At 40.5% G+C, this 19729-nt stretch carries 18 protein-coding genes; 17 read left to right on the top strand and 1 reads right to left on the bottom strand.

Translation table 11 applies throughout. The annotated features are described in order from the left end of the window. Window positions 1-16 precede the first annotated feature (16 nt). The 6 genes from deoC (at window position 17) to WKI42_RS03405 (ending at window position 5885) form a co-directional block, all read left to right on the top strand. Window positions 17-679, top strand: coding sequence for a deoxyribose-phosphate aldolase (deoC, locus tag WKI42_RS03430; protein WP_368081182.1), 663 nt, complete (start codon window positions 17-19; stop codon window positions 677-679). Continuing rightward, complete coding sequence (locus tag WKI42_RS03425) at window positions 666-1055, top strand: cytidine deaminase (protein WP_000246089.1); 390 nt, start codon at window positions 666-668, stop codon at window positions 1053-1055. The genes deoC and WKI42_RS03425 overlap by 14 nt, the downstream gene beginning before the upstream one ends. 89 nt (window positions 1056-1144) lie before the next feature. Next, window positions 1145-2197: a BMP family lipoprotein gene (locus WKI42_RS03420; protein ID WP_049543026.1), complete on the top strand. Its 1053-nt coding sequence runs from the start codon at window positions 1145-1147 to the stop codon at window positions 2195-2197. Window positions 2198-2339: 142 nt separating this feature from the next. After that, window positions 2340-3875 (top strand): ABC transporter ATP-binding protein, encoded by a 1536-nt coding sequence (locus tag WKI42_RS03415; RefSeq protein WP_173306678.1) that lies wholly within the window; start codon window positions 2340-2342, stop codon window positions 3873-3875. After that, window positions 3868-4926 carry an ABC transporter permease gene (locus WKI42_RS03410; RefSeq protein ID WP_368081181.1) on the top strand — a complete coding sequence of 353 codons (1059 nt, stop codon included), beginning with the start codon at window positions 3868-3870 and terminating at the stop codon, window positions 4924-4926. Before WKI42_RS03415 ends, WKI42_RS03410 begins: the two co-directional genes overlap by 8 nt. 2 nt (window positions 4927-4928) lie before the next feature. Next, on the top strand, window positions 4929-5885 hold the full coding sequence (locus WKI42_RS03405) for an ABC transporter permease (protein ID WP_368081180.1): 957 nt from the start codon (window positions 4929-4931) through the stop codon (window positions 5883-5885). A 35-nt stretch (window positions 5886-5920) separates the two neighbouring features. On the opposite strand, the gene plsY is transcribed toward WKI42_RS03405, so the two are convergent. Further along, window positions 5921-6562: a glycerol-3-phosphate 1-O-acyltransferase PlsY gene (plsY, locus tag WKI42_RS03400; protein WP_368081179.1), complete on the bottom strand. Its 642-nt coding sequence runs from the start codon at window positions 6560-6562 to the stop codon at window positions 5921-5923. Window positions 6563-6697: 135 nt separating this feature from the next. Between plsY and parE the strand changes: the two genes are divergently transcribed. The 11 genes from parE (at window position 6698) to WKI42_RS03345 (ending at window position 19673) form a co-directional block, all read left to right on the top strand. After that, on the top strand, window positions 6698-8641 hold the full coding sequence (gene parE, locus WKI42_RS03395) for a DNA topoisomerase IV subunit B (RefSeq protein WP_368081178.1): 1944 nt from the start codon (window positions 6698-6700) through the stop codon (window positions 8639-8641). Window positions 8642-8659: 18 nt separating this feature from the next. Then, window positions 8660-9859 (top strand): AbiH family protein, encoded by a 1200-nt coding sequence (locus tag WKI42_RS03390; RefSeq protein ID WP_173306675.1) that lies wholly within the window; start codon window positions 8660-8662, stop codon window positions 9857-9859. A 212-nt stretch (window positions 9860-10071) separates the two neighbouring features. Further along, window positions 10072-10731, top strand: a complete 660-nt coding sequence (locus WKI42_RS03385; RefSeq protein WP_240151446.1) for a DUF6261 family protein — start codon at window positions 10072-10074, stop codon at window positions 10729-10731. 62 nt (window positions 10732-10793) lie between these two features. Further along, complete coding sequence (locus WKI42_RS03380) at window positions 10794-11339, top strand: hypothetical protein (RefSeq protein WP_173306674.1); 546 nt, start codon at window positions 10794-10796, stop codon at window positions 11337-11339. Window position 11340: 1 nt separating this feature from the next. Further along, on the top strand, window positions 11341-11679 hold the full coding sequence (locus WKI42_RS03375) for a hypothetical protein (RefSeq protein ID WP_173306673.1): 339 nt from the start codon (window positions 11341-11343) through the stop codon (window positions 11677-11679). 147 nt (window positions 11680-11826) lie between these two features. After that, on the top strand, window positions 11827-12654 hold the full coding sequence (locus WKI42_RS03370) for an aminoglycoside 6-adenylyltransferase (protein ID WP_173306672.1): 828 nt from the start codon (window positions 11827-11829) through the stop codon (window positions 12652-12654). 29 nt (window positions 12655-12683) lie between these two features. Continuing rightward, window positions 12684-13244 carry a GTP pyrophosphokinase gene (locus WKI42_RS03365; protein WP_173306671.1) on the top strand — a complete coding sequence of 187 codons (561 nt, stop codon included), beginning with the start codon at window positions 12684-12686 and terminating at the stop codon, window positions 13242-13244. 482 nt (window positions 13245-13726) lie between these two features. Next, the gene (gene parC / locus WKI42_RS03360) at window positions 13727-16198 is read left to right on the top strand and encodes a DNA topoisomerase IV subunit A (protein ID WP_173306670.1); all 2472 of its coding nucleotides are present in this window, start codon (window positions 13727-13729) and stop codon (window positions 16196-16198) included. Between the two features lie 134 nt (window positions 16199-16332). Then, window positions 16333-17355 carry a branched-chain amino acid aminotransferase gene (locus WKI42_RS03355; RefSeq protein WP_138702955.1) on the top strand — a complete coding sequence of 341 codons (1023 nt, stop codon included), beginning with the start codon at window positions 16333-16335 and terminating at the stop codon, window positions 17353-17355. Window positions 17356-17377: 22 nt separating this feature from the next. Continuing rightward, complete coding sequence (locus WKI42_RS03350) at window positions 17378-19345, top strand: peptide ABC transporter substrate-binding protein (protein WP_368081177.1); 1968 nt, start codon at window positions 17378-17380, stop codon at window positions 19343-19345. Window positions 19346-19442: 97 nt separating this feature from the next. Continuing rightward, window positions 19443-19673, top strand: a complete 231-nt coding sequence (locus WKI42_RS03345; protein WP_000037113.1) for a DUF2969 domain-containing protein — start codon at window positions 19443-19445, stop codon at window positions 19671-19673. The last annotated feature ends 56 nt before the right edge of the window (window positions 19674-19729 follow it).

The following is a 19729-nucleotide window of genomic DNA, read 5'->3' as shown; positions in this document are numbered from 1 at the left end:
GCAGGAGAATCCGAATATGAAATTAAATAAATATATCGATCATACGCTTTTAAAGCAAGATGCAACAGAAAATCAAATTGATAGTTTGTTGTCTGAGGCTAGAGAGTATGATTTTGCCAGTGTTTGCGTCAATCCAACCTGGGTTAAACATGCCAAAAAAGGGCTTGAAGACACAGATGTCAAGGTCTGCACAGTAGTAGGTTTTCCCTTGGGAGCAACAACTTCAGCCGTGAAAGCTTTTGAAACAAAAGAAGCTATCCAAAATGGGGCTGATGAGATTGACATGGTAATCAATGTTGGGGCTCTCAAATCAGGCAATTTAGCCTTGGTTGAGTCAGATATTCGCGCAGTCGTGGAAGCAAGTGGTGACAAGTTAGTGAAAGTCATTATTGAAGCTTGCCTTCTGACAGATCAAGAAAAAGTTGTGGCTTGTCAATTAGCCCAAAAAGCAGGAGCTGATTTTGTTAAAACATCTACTGGCTTTTCAACTGGTGGCGCTACGATAGCAGATGTTCAATTGATGCGTGAAACAGTTGGGCCTGATATGGGTGTCAAGGCTGCTGGTGGAGCTCGTTCTTATGCAGATGCTCTTGCCTTTGTGGAAGCAGGTGCGACCCGTATCGGAACGTCAGCTGGGGTAGCCATTTTAAAAGGAGAATTGGCTGATGGCGACTACTGAGTTGATTGAACTGGCAATTGAAACCAGCAAACATGCCTACGTCCCCTATTCTCACTTTCCTATCGGAGCAGTTTTAGTGGCAAAAGACGGAAGTGTTTACACGGGAGTGAATATCGAAAATGCTAGCTATCCTTTGACCAATTGCGGTGAGAGAACAGCCATTTTTAAGGCTGTATCTGAAGGGCAAAGAGAATTTTCAGAGCTGATTGTTTATGGTCAAACTGAAAAACCAATCTCACCATGTGGTGCTTGTCGCCAAGTAATGGTCGAATTTTTTGAACAAGATCTAAAAGTGACCTTAGTCGCAAAAGATAAATCGACGGTCGAGATGACGGTCGGGGAATTACTTCCATATTCTTTTACAGACTTAAATTAGTCTGAGTCGCTCTTTGAGTGGCACGGTCCTTGTGGCCAACCAATCCATACTTGCAACATCGTTGCACATCTTATTTAGGAGGTTCAGTAATGAACAAGAAACAATGGCTAGGTCTTGGCCTAGTAGCAGTGGCAGCAGTTGGACTTGCTGCATGTGGTAACCGCTCTTCTCGTAAGGCAGATTCATCTTCTGATGTGAAGACAAAAGCAGCAATCGTCACTGATACTGGTGGTGTTGATGATAAATCATTCAACCAATCAGCTTGGGAAGGTTTGCAGGCTTGGGGTAAAGAACACAATCTTTCAAAAGATAACGGTTTCACTTACTTCCAATCAACAAGTGAAGCTGACTACGCTAACAACTTGCAACAAGCGGCTGGAAGTTACAACCTAATCTTCGGTGTTGGTTTTGCCCTTCACAATGCAGTTAAAGATGCAGCAGCAGAGCACACTGATTTGAACTATGTCTTGATTGATGATGTGATTAAAGATCAAAAGAATGTTGCGAGCGTAACTTTCGCTGATAATGAGTCAGGTTACCTTGCAGGTGTAGCTGCAGCAAAAACAACTAAGACAAAACAAGTTGGTTTTGTAGGTGGGCAGGAGTCAGAAGTTATCTCTCGTTTTGAAGCAGGATTCAAGGCTGGTGTTGCGTCAGTAGACCCATCTATCAAAGTCCAAGTTGACTACGCTGGTTCATTTGGTGATGCTGCTAAAGGTAAAACAATTGCAGCTGCACAATACGCAGCCGGTGCAGATATTGTTTACCAAGTAGCTGGTGGTACAGGTGCTGGTGTCTTTGCAGAAGCAAAATCACTCAACGAAAGCCGTCCTGAAAATGAAAAAGTTTGGGTTATCGGTGTTGACCGTGACCAAGAAGCAGAAGGTAAATACACTTCTAAAGATGGCAAAGAATCAAACTTTGTTCTTGCATCTACTTTGAAACAAGTTGGTACAACTGTAAAAGATATTTCTAACAAGGCAGAAAAAGGTGAATTCCCTGGCGGTCAAGTGATCGTTTACTCATTGAAAGATAAAGGGGTTGACTTGGTAACAACAAACCTTTCAGAAGAAGGTAAAAAAGCTGTCGAAGATGCTAAAGCTAAAATCCTTGATGGAAGCGTAAAAGTTCCTGCAAAATAATGGATGGAAGTTATTTCTTAGGAAGCGGCCATCGGCCGCTTTTTAAGAGTTGAGACAAAGTCATTTTGTCTCAGTAAAGCTTGCTACTAGACAAATTAGCAAGTTTTATTGAAATAAAATAAGACTCTGAAAGGAAGAGCACATGGCACACGAAAATGTCATTGAGATGCGTGATATTACCAAGGTGTTTGGTGAATTTGTTGCCAACGACAAAATCAACCTGCACCTACGAAAAGGTGAAATTCATGCACTTTTAGGAGAAAATGGGGCTGGTAAGTCTACGCTCATGAACATGTTAGCAGGGCTTCTTGAACCAACTAGTGGTGAAATCGCGGTCAACGGTCAAGTTGTCAACCTCGACTCCCCATCTAAAGCAGCTGGCTTGGGAATCGGAATGGTTCACCAGCACTTTATGTTGGTAGAGGCTTTCACGGTGGCTGAAAACATCATTTTAGGTAGTGAATTGACTAAAAATGGTGTGCTAGATATCGCTGGAGCTAGCAAAGAAATCAAGGCTCTTTCTGAACGTTATGGCTTAGCTGTGGACCCTTCTGCCAAGGTGGCGGACATCTCGGTTGGAGCCCAACAACGTGTAGAAATTTTAAAAACCCTTTATCGGGGAGCTGATATTCTTATTTTTGACGAACCAACGGCTGTTTTGACTCCATCAGAAATTGAGGAGTTGATGGCCATTATGAAAAATCTTGTTAAAGAAGGAAAATCAATTATCTTGATTACCCACAAGTTGGATGAAATTCGTGCAGTTTCTGACCGCGTTACAGTTATCCGTCGTGGGAAATCAATTGAAACCGTCAAAATTGCAGGAGCTACCAATGCTGATTTGGCGGAAATGATGGTTGGTCGTTCTGTTTCCTTTAAAACAGAGAAGCAAGCCTCTCAACCAAAAGAAGTGGTCTTGTCAATTAAAGATTTGGTGGTCAATGAAAACCGCGGTGTCCCAGCTGTGAAAAATCTGTCCTTGGATGTTCGTGCTGGAGAGATTGTTGGTATTGCGGGGATTGATGGAAATGGTCAGTCTGAACTGATTCAAGCCATCACAGGTCTTCGCAAGGTTGAATCTGGAAGCATTGAGCTAAAAGGAGATTCAATTGTAGGCTTGCACCCACGACAAATTACAGAACTAAGTGTTGGGCACGTTCCAGAAGACCGCCACCGTGATGGCTTGATTTTGGAAATGATGATTTCTGAAAATATTGCCCTTCAAACCTACTATAAAGAACCACATAGTAAAAATGGAATTTTGAACTATTCAAATATTACTTCTTATGCTAAAAAGCTAATGGAAGAGTTTGATGTTCGTGCTGCCAGCGAAATTGTGCCTGCAGCTGCACTCTCGGGAGGAAATCAACAAAAAGCAATTATTGCTCGTGAAATTGATCGAGATCCTGATCTCCTTATCGTCAGCCAACCAACTCGTGGTTTGGATGTCGGTGCCATTGAATATATCCACAAACGCTTGATTGAAGAGCGTGATAATGGGAAGGCTGTCCTTGTTGTCAGCTTTGAGTTGGATGAGATTTTAAACGTCTCAGACCGTATTGCTGTTATTCATGATGGTAAGATTCAAGGTATTGTGTCACCAGAAACAACCAATAAACAAGAACTTGGTGTCTTGATGGCTGGTGGAAACTTGGGAAAGGAGAAGAGTGATGTCTAAAAAATTACAACAAATTTCGGTTCCCTTGATTTCTGTTTTCCTAGGAATTTTACTCGGGGCCATTGTCATGTGGATCTTTGGTTATGATGCTATTTGGGGCTACGAAGAATTGTTCTATACAGCCTTTGGTAGCCTGCGTGGAATTGGTGAAATCTTCCGTGCCATGGGGCCTTTGGTCTTGATCGGTCTTGGTTTTGCTGTTGCCAGTCGCGCCGGTTTCTTTAATGTTGGGCTTCCTGGTCAGGCTTTGGCTGGTTGGATTCTCAGTGGTTGGTTTGCCCTGTCGCATCCAGATATGCCACGTCCCTTGATGATTCTAGCGACTATCGTGATTGCCTTGATTGCTGGTGGGATTGTCGGAGCGATTCCGGGTATTCTTAGGGCCTATCTAGGGACATCAGAGGTTATCGTAACCATCATGATGAACTACATTGTCTTGTATGTAGGAAATGCCTTTATCCATGCTTTCCCTAAAGACTTCATGCAAAGTACAGATTCGACCATTCGTGTTGGGGCTAATGCAACCTACCAGACACCTTGGTTGGCTGAGTTGACTGGTAACTCACGGATGAATATTGGTATTTTCTTTGCTCTCATTGCCGTTGCAGTCATTTGGTTCATGCTTAAGAAAACGACTCTTGGTTTTGAAATCCGTGCGGTTGGCCTTAATCCACATGCTTCAGAATATGCTGGTATTTCTGCAAAACGGACTATTATCCTCTCAATGATTATTTCAGGTGCCTTGGCAGGTCTTGGTGGAGCCGTTGAAGGACTTGGAACCTTCCAGAACGTCTATGTTCAAGGGGCATCCTTAGCTGTCGGATTTAACGGGATGGCAGTTAGCCTGCTTGCAGCAAACTCACCAATTGGTATTCTCTTTGCAGCCTTCCTGTTTGGTGTTCTCCAAGTTGGAGCCCCAGGTATGAATGCGGCGCAGGTACCGTCTGAGCTTGTCAGCATTGTAACAGCGTCTATTATCTTCTTTGTCAGTGTTCATTACCTTATCGAACGCTTTATCAAACCGAAAAAACAAGTTAAAGGAGGTAAGTAAAGATGTCTATTACAACCTTGCTCACCCTCTTGGTGTCTTCTATGCTGATTTACTCAGCACCCCTCATCTTTACAAGTATCGGTGGTGTTTTCTCTGAACGTGGTGGTGTGGTAAACGTCGGCCTTGAAGGAATTATGGTTATGGGTGCCTTTTCTGGAGTTGTCTTTAACCTTGAATTTGCAGAACAATTTGGAGCAGTAACTCCATGGCTATCCTTGCTTGTAGCAGGATTGGTTGGTGGTGTCTTCTCTATCATCCACGCAGCAGCGACGGTTCATTTCCGTGCAGACCATGTTGTCAGCGGTACGGTATTGAACTTGATGGCGCCAGCCTTGGCTGTTTTCTTAGTGAAAGTCCTTTATAACAAAGGACAAACCGACAACCTAAGTCAGACTTTTGGACGCTTTGATTTCCCAGTCTTGGCAAATACCCCAGTTATCGGTGATATCTTCTTCAAGTCAACTAGTTTACTTGGTTATCTGGCCATTGCCTTCTCATTCCTTGCTTGGTTTATTCTCTTTAAGACTCGCTTTGGTCTTCGTCTCCGCTCTGTCGGTGAACACCCTCAAGCAGCGGACACTTTGGGAATCAATGTCTACAAGATGAGATATTTAGGGGTTATTATTTCCGGTTTCCTAGGTGGAATTGGCGGAGCGATTTATGCTCAATCCATCTCAGTTAACTTCTCAGTGACAACTATTATTGGACCTGGATTTATCGCCCTTGCTGCGATGATTTTTGGAAAATGGAATCCAATCGGAGCCATGCTATCTAGTCTCTTCTTTGGGCTTTCACAAAGTTTGGCTGTTATCGGTTCTCAATTGCCATTCCTACAAGGAGTGCCTGCGGTTTACCTTCAAATCGCACCTTATGTCTTGACAATTCTTGTCTTGGCAGCCTTCTTTGGAAAAGCAGTTGCACCAAAAGCAGATGGTATCAACTATATCAAATCAAAATAAGCATACAAAAAACGTCAGTACATTCAAACTGGCGTTTATTTTTTAGGATTTTGATGGGTTAAGTTCAGTCCCCAAGGGACCAAATTTTCAGTTTTATTTTTGATGCGTGTGATATTATCCTTATGCCGAATGATAATCAAGCTAGCAAGTGCTAGGATAATAGCGATGAAGAGAGGGTCATAGTGACTCAGGATAAAACCAAAAAGTGGAAAGAGTAGAACTCCAATGACAGCCGCGATAGATGCTGTGACACTAGATAGTGAAATCATACTACCAAGATAGAGGGTTCCAAAGAAAACAACTGCAAGGTAGAGACAGAAGACAGGCGCAAATCCAAAAATCACTCCAGCACTGGTTGCGACAGCCTTGCCACCCTTAAATCCTGCAAAGATAGGGAAGGTATGGCCGATAACAGCCAAAAGTCCAAAGATGAGAGGCGAAACGCCTTGCAGATGAAACATAATCGGAAGAAGCGTTGCTAGGGTTCCTTTGAAAAAGTCAATCACAAAGGTTGCCATACCAGCTTTCTTACCTAAAATGCGGAAGGTATTGGTCGTTCCAGTGTTACCAGAACCATGCTCACGTAGATTGATTTGAAAGAATACTTGTCCAATCCAGAGACCAGACGGAATTGAACCTAGCAGATAGGCTAGGATTAATAAAACTATTGTAATCATACTCCTATTATATCATGAAATGGAGAAGAAAGGCAGAGAATCTCTTCTGAAATTGTCACATCGGAGAAAGAAAAATTTTGCAAAATCCTTGGAAAACCTGTAGAATAGTAAAGATGAACGAATAGGAGGTTCCTTGTGTCAAAAAAGGAAATCAATATAAACAATTATAATGATGATGCTATTCAGGTGCTAGAAGGGTTGGATGCGGTCCGTAAACGTCCAGGGATGTATATCGGATCGACCGATGGTGCTGGTCTTCACCACCTAGTCTGGGAAATCGTCGATAATGCTGTCGATGAGGCCTTGTCTGGATTTGGCGACCGTATTGATGTGACCATCAATAAAGATGGCAGTTTAACGGTTCAAGACCATGGACGTGGGATGCCGACAGGTATGCACGCTATGGGAATTCCAACTGTTGAGGTTATATTTACCATTCTACACGCAGGAGGGAAATTCGGTCAAGGAGGCTACAAGACATCAGGTGGACTTCACGGGGTTGGTTCTTCCGTCGTGAATGCCTTATCTAGCTGGCTGGAAGTTGAAATCACCCGTGATGGCGCAGTCTACAAGCAACGTTTTGAAAGTGGTGGCAAACCTGTCACGACCTTGAAGAAAATCGGTACAGCACCCAAGTCTAAGACAGGTACCAAGGTTACGTTTATGCCTGATGCGACGATCTTCTCTACGATCGATTTCAAGTACAATACCATCTCAGAGCGTCTTAATGAATCAGCCTTTCTCTTGAAAAATGTGACCTTGTCTCTGACAGATAAGCGAACAGATGAAGCGATTGAATTCCACTATGAGAATGGGGTACAAGACTTTGTTTCTTATCTGAACGAAGACAAGGAGACCTTAACGCCAGTTCTTTACTTTGAAGGGGAAGATAATGGTTTCCAAGTGGAAGTGGCCCTCCAGTACAATGACGGATTTTCAGATAACATTCTATCCTTTGTCAATAACGTTCGCACCAAGGACGGTGGAACGCACGAGACAGGACTCAAGTCTGCTATCACCAAGGTTATGAATGATTATGCGCGTAAGACGGGGCTTCTCAAGGAAAAAGATAAAAACCTTGAAGGGTCAGACTATCGTGAGGGACTTGCTGCCGTTCTTTCTATCTTGGTTCCTGAAGAACATTTGCAGTTTGAAGGTCAGACCAAGGACAAACTAGGCAGTCCACTAGCTCGTCCGGTTGTAGATGGAATTGTGGCGGATAAGTTGACCTTTTTCCTTATGGAAAATGGAGAATTGGCTTCTAACCTTATTCGCAAGGCTATCAAGGCGCGTGATGCTCGTGAAGCGGCTCGTAAGGCGCGTGATGAGAGCCGGAATGGTAAGAAAAATAAAAAAGACAAGGGCTTGTTGTCTGGGAAATTGACTCCAGCCCAGTCTAAAAACCCTACCAAGAATGAACTCTATCTAGTCGAGGGGGACTCTGCCGGTGGTTCTGCCAAGCAAGGTCGTGACCGCAAGTTCCAGGCTATCTTGCCTCTTCGTGGTAAGGTTATCAATACAGCCAAGGCCAAGATGGCAGATATCCTCAAAAATGAGGAAATCAACACTATGATTTATACCATCGGTGCGGGTGTCGGAGCAGACTTCTCCCTTGAAGATGCCAACTATGACAAGATCATTATCATGACCGATGCGGATACTGACGGTGCCCATATCCAGACCTTGCTCTTGACATTTTTCTACCGTTACATGCGTCCGCTAGTCGAGGCAGGTCATGTCTATATTGCCCTCCCACCTCTTTACAAGATGTCCAAAGGCAAAGGCAAGAAAGAAGAAGTAGCCTACGCATGGACAGACGGAGAACTTGAAGAACTCCGCAAGCAGTTCGGTAAAGGAGCAACACTCCAACGATATAAAGGTCTTGGTGAGATGAATGCAGACCAGCTCTGGGAAACAACTATGAATCCAGAAACACGCACCCTCATCCGTGTCACTATTGAAGACCTAGCACGCGCAGAACGCCGCGTCAATGTCCTCATGGGAGACAAGGTCGAACCACGCCGTAAGTGGATTGAGGATAATGTCAAGTTTACGCTGGAGGAGAGTGGGGCGTTTTGAAAGGATAAAAAAGAGAATATGAGTTATACCAAATATACAAATCAAGAATTTGAAAAACTTGCTGATGATGGCCAAATTAATATTATGGCTTTGTTTGGTAATGGAATAGATATTCAGTTAATGGAATATCTAGGTTCTCCGTATCGGACTTCTTATCAAAATTTCTATAATTATCTTTGCTATAAGAATTTTGATAAAGATAATATGATCTTTCAAAAAATGACTGAGGATAAGAAAGATAATGAAAAAGATCCTAATATTAAGAAAAACTGGAGTGACTTTGAGAATAGTTTAATTGAGATTTTTAATCAACCTAGCTACCTGAACGCAGAGAAATTGGCTAACGATTTCACTCAATTTCAAATCGAGTTCTCAAATTTTTTAAATGAAATAATTACTCCTAATATGATTGCTAAGTTAGGGAACGATAGCACTGAAAAAGGAATCGCTCTTAATTCTTTTACCCGTTTTTTAGGTGATTTAGATACGGAGAATTTCAATAAATTGGCTTTTCCTCGTAAAACTAAACATTATTCTTTATTTAATTGGGAAATTTTAAATTTCAACTATACTTCGATGTTAGATAATATTTTATTCCTAGATAAAGGACAATTTGATCCGCATCCTCATAAGCTTGCAGATAGGCAGATTCAATTCTATCCCAATCCTAAAGATATTCCTGCTCCTGGTTATTCAGCTATATCTGTTGATGGTTCTTGGGGACGCTTATCCAATTTGGATTTTAATAAAGACACTTGTTACTCTAGCTATTTAATAACAAATATCACTCATCCTCATGGTTATCAGAATATCCCTAAATCAATGTTATTCGGGTTTGATAATGAAGAACAAATAGAAGGTAAAAAGAAAAAGTTTTTGGCTAAAAATTTTCTAAAACCTTATTGGGCTCAGAATGATAAAAAATATAAATCATATTTCAATAATACTGATTTGTTTATATTATACGGTTTATCACTCGGTGATAGTGACTTTTGGTGGTGGAATAATATTCTTAACTCACTTTTGGAGACAGATTCTGAATTGATTATTTATAATTACAATAGAAATAATGAATCCGATAGTGACACAATTAATAGATTTATTAATGTAGCAGCCAACGAGAAACTGGATAATGGTAAACTAGATAAGCTTCATAAGAAAATTGCTATAGTTCAGTATAATTCTAAAACAAGACTATTTGCATTCAAATTGGATTGAATCCATGATTATCCCATATAATGAAATGACAATTTTCTCGCCAGATTTTCTGACAAGCTCACCAGTTCTAAAATCGGACGAAGTAAAAAGTACATTAAAATAAAAAATTAGGAGATTATCCAGATGAAAAAATTTATGGAATTAGCAGTTTAGATACAAAAGCTTTAGAAAACAACGAATTCTTCCAACTTCTATCTGAGAGCAGGGACGAGTTGGAGGCTTTTACAAAAGCCAATAAGTCTGAGCAGTTTTATGCAACGAAGCTTGGGGATATGGAGAAACTTCTTGAGACCTTGCAAGCTGGTTTGCACCGTTCCAAGGCCAGTCAAACGGTGGCTAGACTGGAAGCGTCTGATCGTGAGCGTGATGATGCGCTTTCTATCTTGATTGGTTTGGTCAAGGCCTTCTCTCGTGTCAAAGAGGCAGGTAGCAAGGAAGCTTACGACAAACTCAGCAAACTTTTCAAAAATTATGCTGGGCTAACGAGTATGAGCTACGAAAAAGAGACAGAAGCTATTAACCATTTGCTCAAGGAGCTAAAAGATACTGACTACCAAACTGCCCTTTCAACCCTGCATTTGACAACTCATGTAGAAACCTTGACAAAAGCGCAGGCTCAGTTTGAAAAAGCCTATAAGGAGCGTTTGGCTGAGCAAAAAGGCAAGGCACCTAGTCAAAACAAGGAAGTCCGTGCGAAACTACAAGAAATCTATGACTTCCTTGTGGACTTTACTGCAATCAACGCCTATGCTTATCCAGATAAGAAGCAGTATGCCGATCTCCGTGACCATCTCAACGCTATCCGTAGTCGCTATAAAAAACGCAAACCAAGCAAAAAAATTACCCCAACACAACCAGAAGAAGCCAAGTAGGTTGTTCTGGTTAATTTATGCCAGTCAAAATAAATCTTAGAAAGTGAATATAGGATATGAAGATGAATGAATTAGTGATTGGATTATTTGCGGCTTTGTTAGGTGCAATTGTGTCAATCTTTACTTTATATACCAATTATAGAAGTTCTTTAGATAGCATTTCAGGCTGGCGCTCAAAGCTTTTTGATGCAGCTTCTGCTAAAGAAATTACGCTTAAAGAAGTTCAGGCGTTAAGGACAGCTCTACGCTATGAACCAACTAGGGAGGTCCAAGAATACACTTTTGCTTGGATATCTAATATCATGATTTACTATTGTGATTATATTTCGTTAAAGTATTTTGAACATCATGAAACAAGTCTTTTGTATCAAGAACAGGAAATCATTAGAGTGTTTATCAGGTGTCTGTTGAAGAACCATTGGGAATACAATGCTTCTATGGTATCTTCGTTGAAATTCTTGAAGATTCATTACAAAACTTCAAAACAACCAGAATTTATTCGTGAAACGTATGATAAAGTAAAGGCAATAAGTAGGACCTTAGAGAATGACGATGAAGAATACGATCTGATTGAAAAAATCAATAAAAAGATGATGGGAAGTGTATGAAATGAAACTTGAACTAGATGTTAAAATTAATAAAAATGGTGAAGATAAGATAAATAAATTTTCTGCTCAAGATTATTTGGATAAATATGTAAAGCTTGATACGCCTAATCCCGATTCGTTTGGCTCGGCAGATGAATCATGCTACAAGAAAATTGGAGGATGGCTATTGACTAATATATTTAGCATGTATTTGATTTTCTTATATGTAATTGTAGGGGTTAATTTTGCAAGTGATCAAGGCTGGCTAGGGTTGAAGGAAATTAAACATCAAACAAATGTATTAGCTGTTTTGTTAGTAGTTTTTCTTATTATTAATAATCTGTTTAAAAAGAAGAAATAAAAACAAAGATGGCTGTCAAAGTCATGAAAAAACTAGTCATGGGATTTTTCAAAGAATTTGATAACGAAAAAGTTTCAGCTGATAGTCCGCTTTATAGACATACCCTCTACAGAATCGAGAGTTTTCACTAAAAAGGTAGGTATTCCTATGAGAACTGAACCCGAAATGCTAGATTTAATTTTACAAACTGCAAAAGTGCTACAAGTCGACGCTGTCGCCATGTCTGGTTCACGAACTGATACAACAGCACCAAAAGATGAGTTTCAAGACTATGATGTGGTCTATGTCGTGGACGATTTAGATAATCTGACGAGAGACCTTTCTTGGTTGGACCGGTTTGGCAAACGCATTATTGAGCAAGAAGTCACCCTTGATCACCGTCGCCTATATCTCATGCTTTTTGAAGATGGCAATCGGATTGATTTGACACTCTGCCCCAAAGACCATATCCAAGAGTGGGTGGATAGTGAAGCTGATTATACAGTATTGAAAGATGAGAAAGGCTTGTTTGAGTCTTATACTGCAAGTCCTCAACGTTACTGTACGAATCCAGCTAGCCCGATTGATTTTGAAAAAGCCTGCAATGAATTTTGGTGGGTGTCAGCTTACGTGGTTAAAGGAATTTGTCGTAATCAGCTCATCTACGCGACTGACCATCTCTACAGTATTTGCCAACAAGAACTCTTAAAAATCTTAGCTTGGCAGGTAGCAAGTAATAAGGGAACAGTAGACGTCGGCAAGAACTACAAGTACCTCTTTAACAATTTACCTGCTGAGAAAGAAAAGGAATTCTCGAATCTGCTTGATTTTTCAAGTGTAGAGAAACTTACTAAGTCTTTGTTTGTTACGATGCAACTTTTCCACAAAGAAGCTCAAAGACTTGCTCAAAAGCTGGACTTTGACTACGATAAAGAAGTGGCTGAGAAAATGATTCAGTATGCTGAGGAAAGAGTGAAGAAGTTTGGGAATAACTAGAAAAATGAAAAAGCGAGAGGAGAAGACTCATGATTGAAAAAGTGGAACGCCTCATTACAGAGATTAATCGTATTCATCGAGAATATTCTAAAGATTATTTTGAAACGGGTAAGGTGAAAAAAATTAATCTCAAGCATACCTTTTCAAAAGTTCCGACGAAAGCGATTTTGTCCTACCGTCTGAATTTACATGAGTCAATTAATGATTATCTGATGAAAGCGGATGTCCAAGATATTGCCTATGTTTATCGTGTCAAAACTTCTGAGTCTATTTTAGATAAAATTACACGTTTTTCTGAGCGTCAAGAGGGCTATCCTGTGAATTCGATTCTTAATGATATTTTTGGTGCTCGTATGATTTTAAGTTCCAAAGAGATAGCTCAAGTTATGGAGAAGCTAGATGATTGGCAAAATCTGTACGGACTAAAAAACTGGTATTTACGTGATAAAGATGGCTATGTCGGTATTCATATCTATTTTAAAAATAAAAGTAATTTTTATTACCCATGGGAACTCCAACTTTGGGATAAGAAAGATGTAGATAGTAATATCGCTAGCCATATCAAGTATAAACGAGGATTTGTGGAGTAGATATTTCAAGTGGAAATGAGGATACAGGAATTGGGTGAGACTCACTTACCATATATTTTTTCCTTTTCCATAAAACCTACTCTACATTCTTTGAAAGGAGTTGAACACGCCCTAAATGCTGAGTGAAAACTCCTTATTACTAACTGATGCAACAAATTTTAAACACATTAAATTACAGAAAGGATAGTTTGGTTATTTGTAGTAACTGAACACGGGACTAATTTTATTCGGAAAAAAGTCAAATCGTCTTGACTTCATCGAGCCCTACATCGATTTTCTATTTTTCTACAGACATTTTTGGCAAGCCAAATCGTCCTTTTATATCTTAACTGAACACCTTTTCTGTAAAAACCTACTCTACATTCTTTGAAAGGAGTTGAACACGCCCTAAATGCTGTGTGAAAAAGATAAATTCTCTTGTGAGTATCGCTAACTGCAAGAATTTTCTATTTTCACTTTGCATTTTACGGGCTTAGTATCCTATGTCTAACATTCAAAACATGTCCCTGGAGGACATCATGGGAGAGCGCTTTGGTCGCTACTCCAAGTATATTATTCAAGACCGGGCTTTGCCAGATATTCGTGATGGCTTGAAGCCGGTTCAGCGTCGTATTCTTTACTCTATGAATAAGGATGGCAATACCTTTGATAAGAGTTACCGCAAGTCGGCCAAGTCTGTCGGGAATATCATGGGGAATTTTCACCCACACGGTGACAGTTCTATCTATGATGCCATGGTTCGTATGTCACAGGACTGGAAAAATCGTGAGATTCTAGTTGTAATGCACGGTAATAACGGTTCTATGGACGGAGATCCGCCTGCGGCAATGCGTTATACAGAGGCACGTTTGTCTGAGATTGCAGGATATCTTCTTCAGGACATCGAGAAAAAGACCGTTCCTTTTGCTTGGAACTTTGATGACACTGAAAAAGAGCCGACTGTTCTGCCAGCAGCCTTTCCAAATCTTTTGGTCAATGGTTCTACTGGTATTTCGGCTGGTTATGCCACAGACATTCCACCACATAATTTAGCTGAGGTTATTGATGCCGCGGTTTATATGATTGACCACCCAACAGCCAAGGTTGACAAGTTGATGGAATTCTTGCCTGGACCAGATTTTCCTACAGGATCTATCATCCAAGGCCGTGATGAAATTAAAAAGGCCTATGAAACTGGGAAAGGGCGCGTGGTTGTTCGTTCCAAGACGGAGATTGAAAAGCTAAAAGGTGGTAAGGAACAAATCGTTATCACTGAGATTCCTTATGAAATCAATAAGGCCAATCTGGTCAAGAAAATCGACGATGTTCGTGTCAATAACAAGGTGTCAGGCATTGCTGAGGTTCGCGATGAGTCTGACCGTGACGGTCTTCGTATCGCTATTGAGCTCAAAAAAGACGCCAATACGGAGCTCGTTCTTAACTATCTCTTCAAATACACCGACCTACAAATCAACTATAACTTTAATATGGTGGCGATTGACAATTTCACGCCTCGTCAGGTTGGGATCGTCCCAATCTTGTCTAGCTATATCGCCCACCGTCGTGAGGTCATTTTGGCGCGTTCCCGCTTTGACAAGGAAAAGGCTGAGAAGCGTCTTCATATCGTTGAAGGTTTGATTCGTGTGATTTCAATTTTGGACGAAGTCATTGCTCTTATCCGTGCTTCTGAGAATAAGGCTGACGCCAAGGAAAACCTCAAGGTCAGCTATGATTTTACAGAAGAGCAGGCTGAGGCCATCGTGACCTTGCAACTGTACCGTTTGACCAATACAGACGTGGTTGTCTTGCAGGAAGAAGAAGCAGAACTTCGTGAGAAGATTGCTATGCTTGCTGCGATTATCGGTGATGAACGGACCATGTACAATCTTATGAAGAAAGAACTTCGTGAGGTCAAGAAGAAATTTGCAACTCCTCGTTTGAGTTCTTTAGAAGACACTGCGAAAGCAATTGAGATTGATACAGCTAGTCTTATCGCCGAGGAAGATACCTACGTCAGCGTGACCAAGGCTGGTTACATCAAACGTACCAGTCCACGTTCCTTTGCGGCTTCAACGCTGGAAGAAATTGGCAAACGTGATGATGACCGTTTGATTTTTGTTCAATCTGCCAAGACAACCCAGCACCTCTTGATGTTCACAAGTCTTGGAAATGTCATCTACAGACCAATCCATGAATTGGCAGATATTCGTTGGAAGGACATCGGCGAGCATCTGAGCCAGACCATTACAAACTTCGAAACGAATGAAGAAATCCTTTATGTGGAAGTCGTGGATCAGTTTGATGATGGCACAACCTACTTTGCAGCGACCCGTCTCGGTCAAATCAAGCGTGTAGAACGAAAAGAATTCACCCCATGGAGGACCTACAAGTCTAAGTCTGTCAAGTATGCTAAGCTAAAAGAAGAGACAGACCAGATTGTAGCAGTGGCTCCGATTAAACTAGATGATGTTCTTTTAATTAGCCAAAATGGTTATGCCCTGCGCTTCAATATCGAAGAGGTTCCTGTTGTCGGTGCCAAGGCTGCAGGTGTCAAGGCTATGAATTTGAAAGAAGATGATATTCTCCAATCCGCCTTTATCTGTAACACCCCGTCCTTCTACCTCTTGACCCAACGTGGAAGCTTGAAACGTGTTTCTATTGACGAAATTCCAGCAACCAGCCGTGCCAAACGAGGACTACAAGTCTTGCGTGAGTTGAAAAACAAACCGCATCGTGTCTTCTTAGCAGGAGCAGTTGCAGAACAAGGATTTGTAGGTGATCTCTTCAGTACAGAAGTAGAAGAAAACGACCAGATTCTGCTTGTCCAATCCAATAAAGGAACAATCTATGAAAGCCGATTGCAAGACTTGAACTTGTCAGAACGCACTAGCAACGGAAGCTTCATTTCTGACACGATTTCAGATGAAGAAGTTTTTGACGCTTATCTTAAAGAAGTATTTACTGAAGCTAAATAAGTGAAATGAAGAATCAGTTCTAAGAGCTGGTTCTTTTTATTGAAGAAATTTTCTGAAAATTACAAAATATACTTGCTATTTTAGAAAAATAGTGTAGAATATAAGAAATAGGTTTTTAGAATAAGGAGTGGAATATGACAGTAACGATTGATTGGGAAAATCTTGGTTTTTCCTATATGAAATTACCTTATCGCTATATTGCTCATTTTAAAAATGGACAATGGAATCAAGGAGAGCTTACAGAGGATGCAACTTTGCATATTTCAGAATCTTCTCCAAGTCTTCACTATGGACAACAAGCCTTTGAAGGTTTGAAAGCTTATCGTACTAAGGATGGCAGTGTTCAACTGTTCCGTCCTGATGAAAATGCTAAACGCCTGCAACGGACATGTGACCGTCTCTTGATGCCACAAGTTCCGACAGACATGTTTGTAGAAGCTTGTAAAGCAGTTGTCCGTGCGAATGAAGAATACGTACCACCATACGGAACAGGTGGAACCCTCTATCTTCGCCCTCTTTTGATTGGTGTTGGAGATATTATCGGGGTTAAACCAGCAGAGGAGTATATTTTTACTATCTTTGCTATGCCAGTTGGAAATTACTTTAAGGGTGGTTTGGTCCCTACCAACTTCTTGATTCAGGATGAATACGACCGTGCTGCTCCAAATGGTACAGGTGCGGCAAAGGTTGGTGGAAACTATGCTGCCAGTCTCTTGCCAGGGAAATTGGCGAAATCACATCATTTCTCAGATGTTATCTACCTAGACCCATCAACTCATACAAAGATTGAAGAAGTCGGTTCAGCTAACTTCTTTGGAATTACAGCTGACAATGAGTTTGTAACACCATTGAGTCCATCTATCTTGCCATCTATTACTAAGTATTCTTTGCTTTATTTGGCAGAACACCGCTTGGGCTTGACTCCTATTGAGGGGGATGTCCCAATTGATAACCTTGACCGTTTTGTAGAGGCAGGTGCCTGTGGTACAGCAGCGGTTATTTCTCCAATTGGTGGAATTCAGCACGGCGATGATTTCCATGTATTCTATAGTGAAACAGAAGTAGGACCTGTGACTCGTAAACTCTATGATGAACTGACAGGAATTCAGTTTGGTGATATTCCAGCGCCAGAAGGTTGGATTGTAAAAGTAGATTAAAAATATATTAAAGGAGATTTTTATGAAATCGAAAAAGTGGCTCTTAACAGCAGGAGTGGTCCTGAGCACAACAGCTCTTTTAGCAGCCTGTGGAAAAGCTGATAAAGAAGCAGATGCACCGACAACATTTTCATATGTCTATGCAGTAGATCCAGCATCTTTGGACTATAGTATAGCGACTCGTACATCTACAACAGATGTCATCGGGAACGTGGTTGATGGCTTGATGGAAAACGACCAGTACGGAAATGTTATTCCTTCCTTGGCTGAAGATTGGTCTGTCTCAAAAGATGGTTTGACTTATACCTACAAACTTCGTAAAGGAGTTAAATGGTACACTTCTGAAGGTGAAGAATATGCAGAAGTAACAGCCCATGACTTTGTGACAGGACTAAAACACGTAGCTGACGGTAAGTCAGACGGTGTTTCTCTCATCCAAAATTCAATCAAAGGCTTGGACGCCTATATGACTGGTGAAACCAATGATTTCTCTACAGTTGGTGTTAAAGCTTTGGATGACTACACAGTTGAGTATACATTGAATGCGCCAGAAAGTTTCTGGAATTCAAAAGTTACAACAGCGACGATGTTACCTGTAAATGAAGAGTTTTTAAAGGCATCTGGAAAGAATTACGGAGAGGTTAGCCCAGCAGGTATTCTCTACAATGGCCCTTATTTCTTAAAAACATTGACTTCTAAATCTTTGATTGAATATGAAAAAAATCCAAATTACTGGGATAAAGAAAATGTTAAAATTGAGAAGATTAAATTGACCTACTACGATGGTTCAGATCAGGAGTCTTTGATCCGTAGCTTCTCCTCTGGTGCTTATACGACAGCCCGTCTCTTCCCAAGCAGCTCAAACTTTGCTTCAACTTTGGAACAATACGGAGATAAAATCACTTATAGCCCACAGGACTCAAGTAGTTATTACTTCACCTTTAACGTAAATCGTCAGTCATACAATAAAACTGCGAAAACAAGCGAAGAGCAAAAGACTTCTACAAAAGAAGCTATGCTTAATAAGGACTTCCGTCAGGCTATCAACTTTGCCTTCAACCGTCATTCTTATGCTGCCCAGCTAAATGGTGAAGATGGTGCGGACAAGATTATTCGTAATAGTCTAGTTCCAGATAACTTTGTGCAAGCAGGTGGTAAGAACTTTGGTCAAATCGCTCAAGCAGAGTTGGTGAACTATGGTGACCAATGGAAAGGTGTTGAGCTAGTTGACGGTAAGGATTCTATCTACAACCCTGACAAGGCTAAAGCTGCTTTCGAAAAAGCTAAGAAAGACTTGGAATCTAAAGGGGTAACCTTCCCAATTCACTTGGATGTCCCGGTTGAACAAACAGATACTATCGCCGTTCAACAAAGCAACTCTTTCAAACAGTCTATTGAATCAACTCTTGGTGCTGAAAATGTTATCATCGATGTACTTCAAATGACAGATAATGAAAAAGAAACGATTACATCACAAGCGCGTGTTCCTTCTCAAAAAGACTATGATTTGAACAGTACAGGATGGGCTCCAAGCTATCAAGATCCAGCGTCTTACTTGAATATTATGGATCCAAAATCTGGTTCTGCCATGAAACACCTTGGTATTACGAAAGGAAAAGATAAGGATGTTGTCGCTAAACTTGGTTTGGATCAATATAAGAAATTGTTAGAAGATGCTGTTTCTGAGACCACTGACCTAGAGAAGAGATATGAAAAATATGCCAAAGCTCAAGCTTGGTTGACAGATAGTTCATTATTGATGCCAACAGCTTCATCTGGTGGTTCTCCAGTTGTAAGTAACGTAGTGCCATTCTCAAAACCATACTCACAAGTTGGTATTAAGGGGGATCCATATATCTTTAAAGGAATGAAATTGCAAAAAGATATTGTTACAACAAAAGAATATGACGAAGCTCTTAAAAAATGGCAAAAAGAAAAATTGGAATCCAATAGCAAATACCAAAAAGAACTAGAAAAACATATTAAATAAAGCAGAAAACTCTATATCAGACAAGCCTGATATAGAGTTTTTTCTTGCTAGTTTTAGGATTTTCTTGTAAAATAGAAAAAGTGAAGAGAGGTATGAAATGAGTAAGAAAGATAAAAAAATCGAAATTCAAGTAGCAGATGCCAAAGTTAATGTAGGAAAAGACAGTTTTGAAGGCTATACCTTGACCATTGGTAAAAAAGTTATCGGAGAAATTGCCGAATTAGACGGACAATTTGCCATCATAAAGAATGGGAATGTCGATAGTTTTTATAAAAAATTGGAAAAAGCTGTGGAAATTTTGATTGAAAATTATAATTTAGCAAAATAAGTCTTGTTTTTTTGAAATTTTCATGATATAATAGTCCATGTTGATTGTAGGAGAGA

It is taken from the genome of Streptococcus pseudopneumoniae (assembly GCF_038148935.1).
GTDB lineage: Bacteria > Bacillota > Bacilli > Lactobacillales > Streptococcaceae > Streptococcus > Streptococcus pseudopneumoniae_U.
Note: the sequence above shows the minus strand (reverse complement) of the source record. Positions and strands in the feature narration are given on the sequence as shown.

Excerpts from the sequence above, each read along its gene's own strand:
- WKI42_RS03410 (WP_368081181.1), top strand. The coding sequence starts at position 3,868 with ATGTCTAAAAAATTACAACAAATTTCGGTTCCCTTGATTTCTGTTTTC.
- deoC (WP_368081182.1), top strand. The coding sequence starts at position 17 with ATGAAATTAAATAAATATATCGATCATACGCTTTTAAAGCAAGATGCA.
- WKI42_RS03405 (WP_368081180.1), top strand. The coding sequence starts at position 4,929 with ATGTCTATTACAACCTTGCTCACCCTCTTGGTGTCTTCTATGCTGATT.
- WKI42_RS03345 (WP_000037113.1), top strand. The coding sequence starts at position 19,443 with ATGAGTAAGAAAGATAAAAAAATCGAAATTCAAGTAGCAGATGCCAAA.
- WKI42_RS03375 (WP_173306673.1), top strand. The coding sequence starts at position 11,341 with ATGAAACTTGAACTAGATGTTAAAATTAATAAAAATGGTGAAGATAAG.
- WKI42_RS03370 (WP_173306672.1), top strand. The coding sequence starts at position 11,827 with ATGAGAACTGAACCCGAAATGCTAGATTTAATTTTACAAACTGCAAAA.
- WKI42_RS03350 (WP_368081177.1), top strand. The coding sequence starts at position 17,378 with ATGAAATCGAAAAAGTGGCTCTTAACAGCAGGAGTGGTCCTGAGCACA.
- WKI42_RS03425 (WP_000246089.1), top strand. The coding sequence starts at position 666 with ATGGCGACTACTGAGTTGATTGAACTGGCAATTGAAACCAGCAAACAT.
- WKI42_RS03390 (WP_173306675.1), top strand. The coding sequence starts at position 8,660 with ATGAGTTATACCAAATATACAAATCAAGAATTTGAAAAACTTGCTGAT.
- WKI42_RS03415 (WP_173306678.1), top strand. The coding sequence starts at position 2,340 with ATGGCACACGAAAATGTCATTGAGATGCGTGATATTACCAAGGTGTTT.
- parC (WP_173306670.1), top strand. The coding sequence starts at position 13,727 with ATGTCTAACATTCAAAACATGTCCCTGGAGGACATCATGGGAGAGCGC.
- WKI42_RS03380 (WP_173306674.1), top strand. The coding sequence starts at position 10,794 with ATGAATGAATTAGTGATTGGATTATTTGCGGCTTTGTTAGGTGCAATT.
- WKI42_RS03420 (WP_049543026.1), top strand. The coding sequence starts at position 1,145 with ATGAACAAGAAACAATGGCTAGGTCTTGGCCTAGTAGCAGTGGCAGCA.
- WKI42_RS03355 (WP_138702955.1), top strand. The coding sequence starts at position 16,333 with ATGACAGTAACGATTGATTGGGAAAATCTTGGTTTTTCCTATATGAAA.
- plsY (WP_368081179.1), bottom strand. The coding sequence starts at position 6,562 with ATGATTACAATAGTTTTATTAATCCTAGCCTATCTGCTAGGTTCAATT.
- WKI42_RS03365 (WP_173306671.1), top strand. The coding sequence starts at position 12,684 with ATGATTGAAAAAGTGGAACGCCTCATTACAGAGATTAATCGTATTCAT.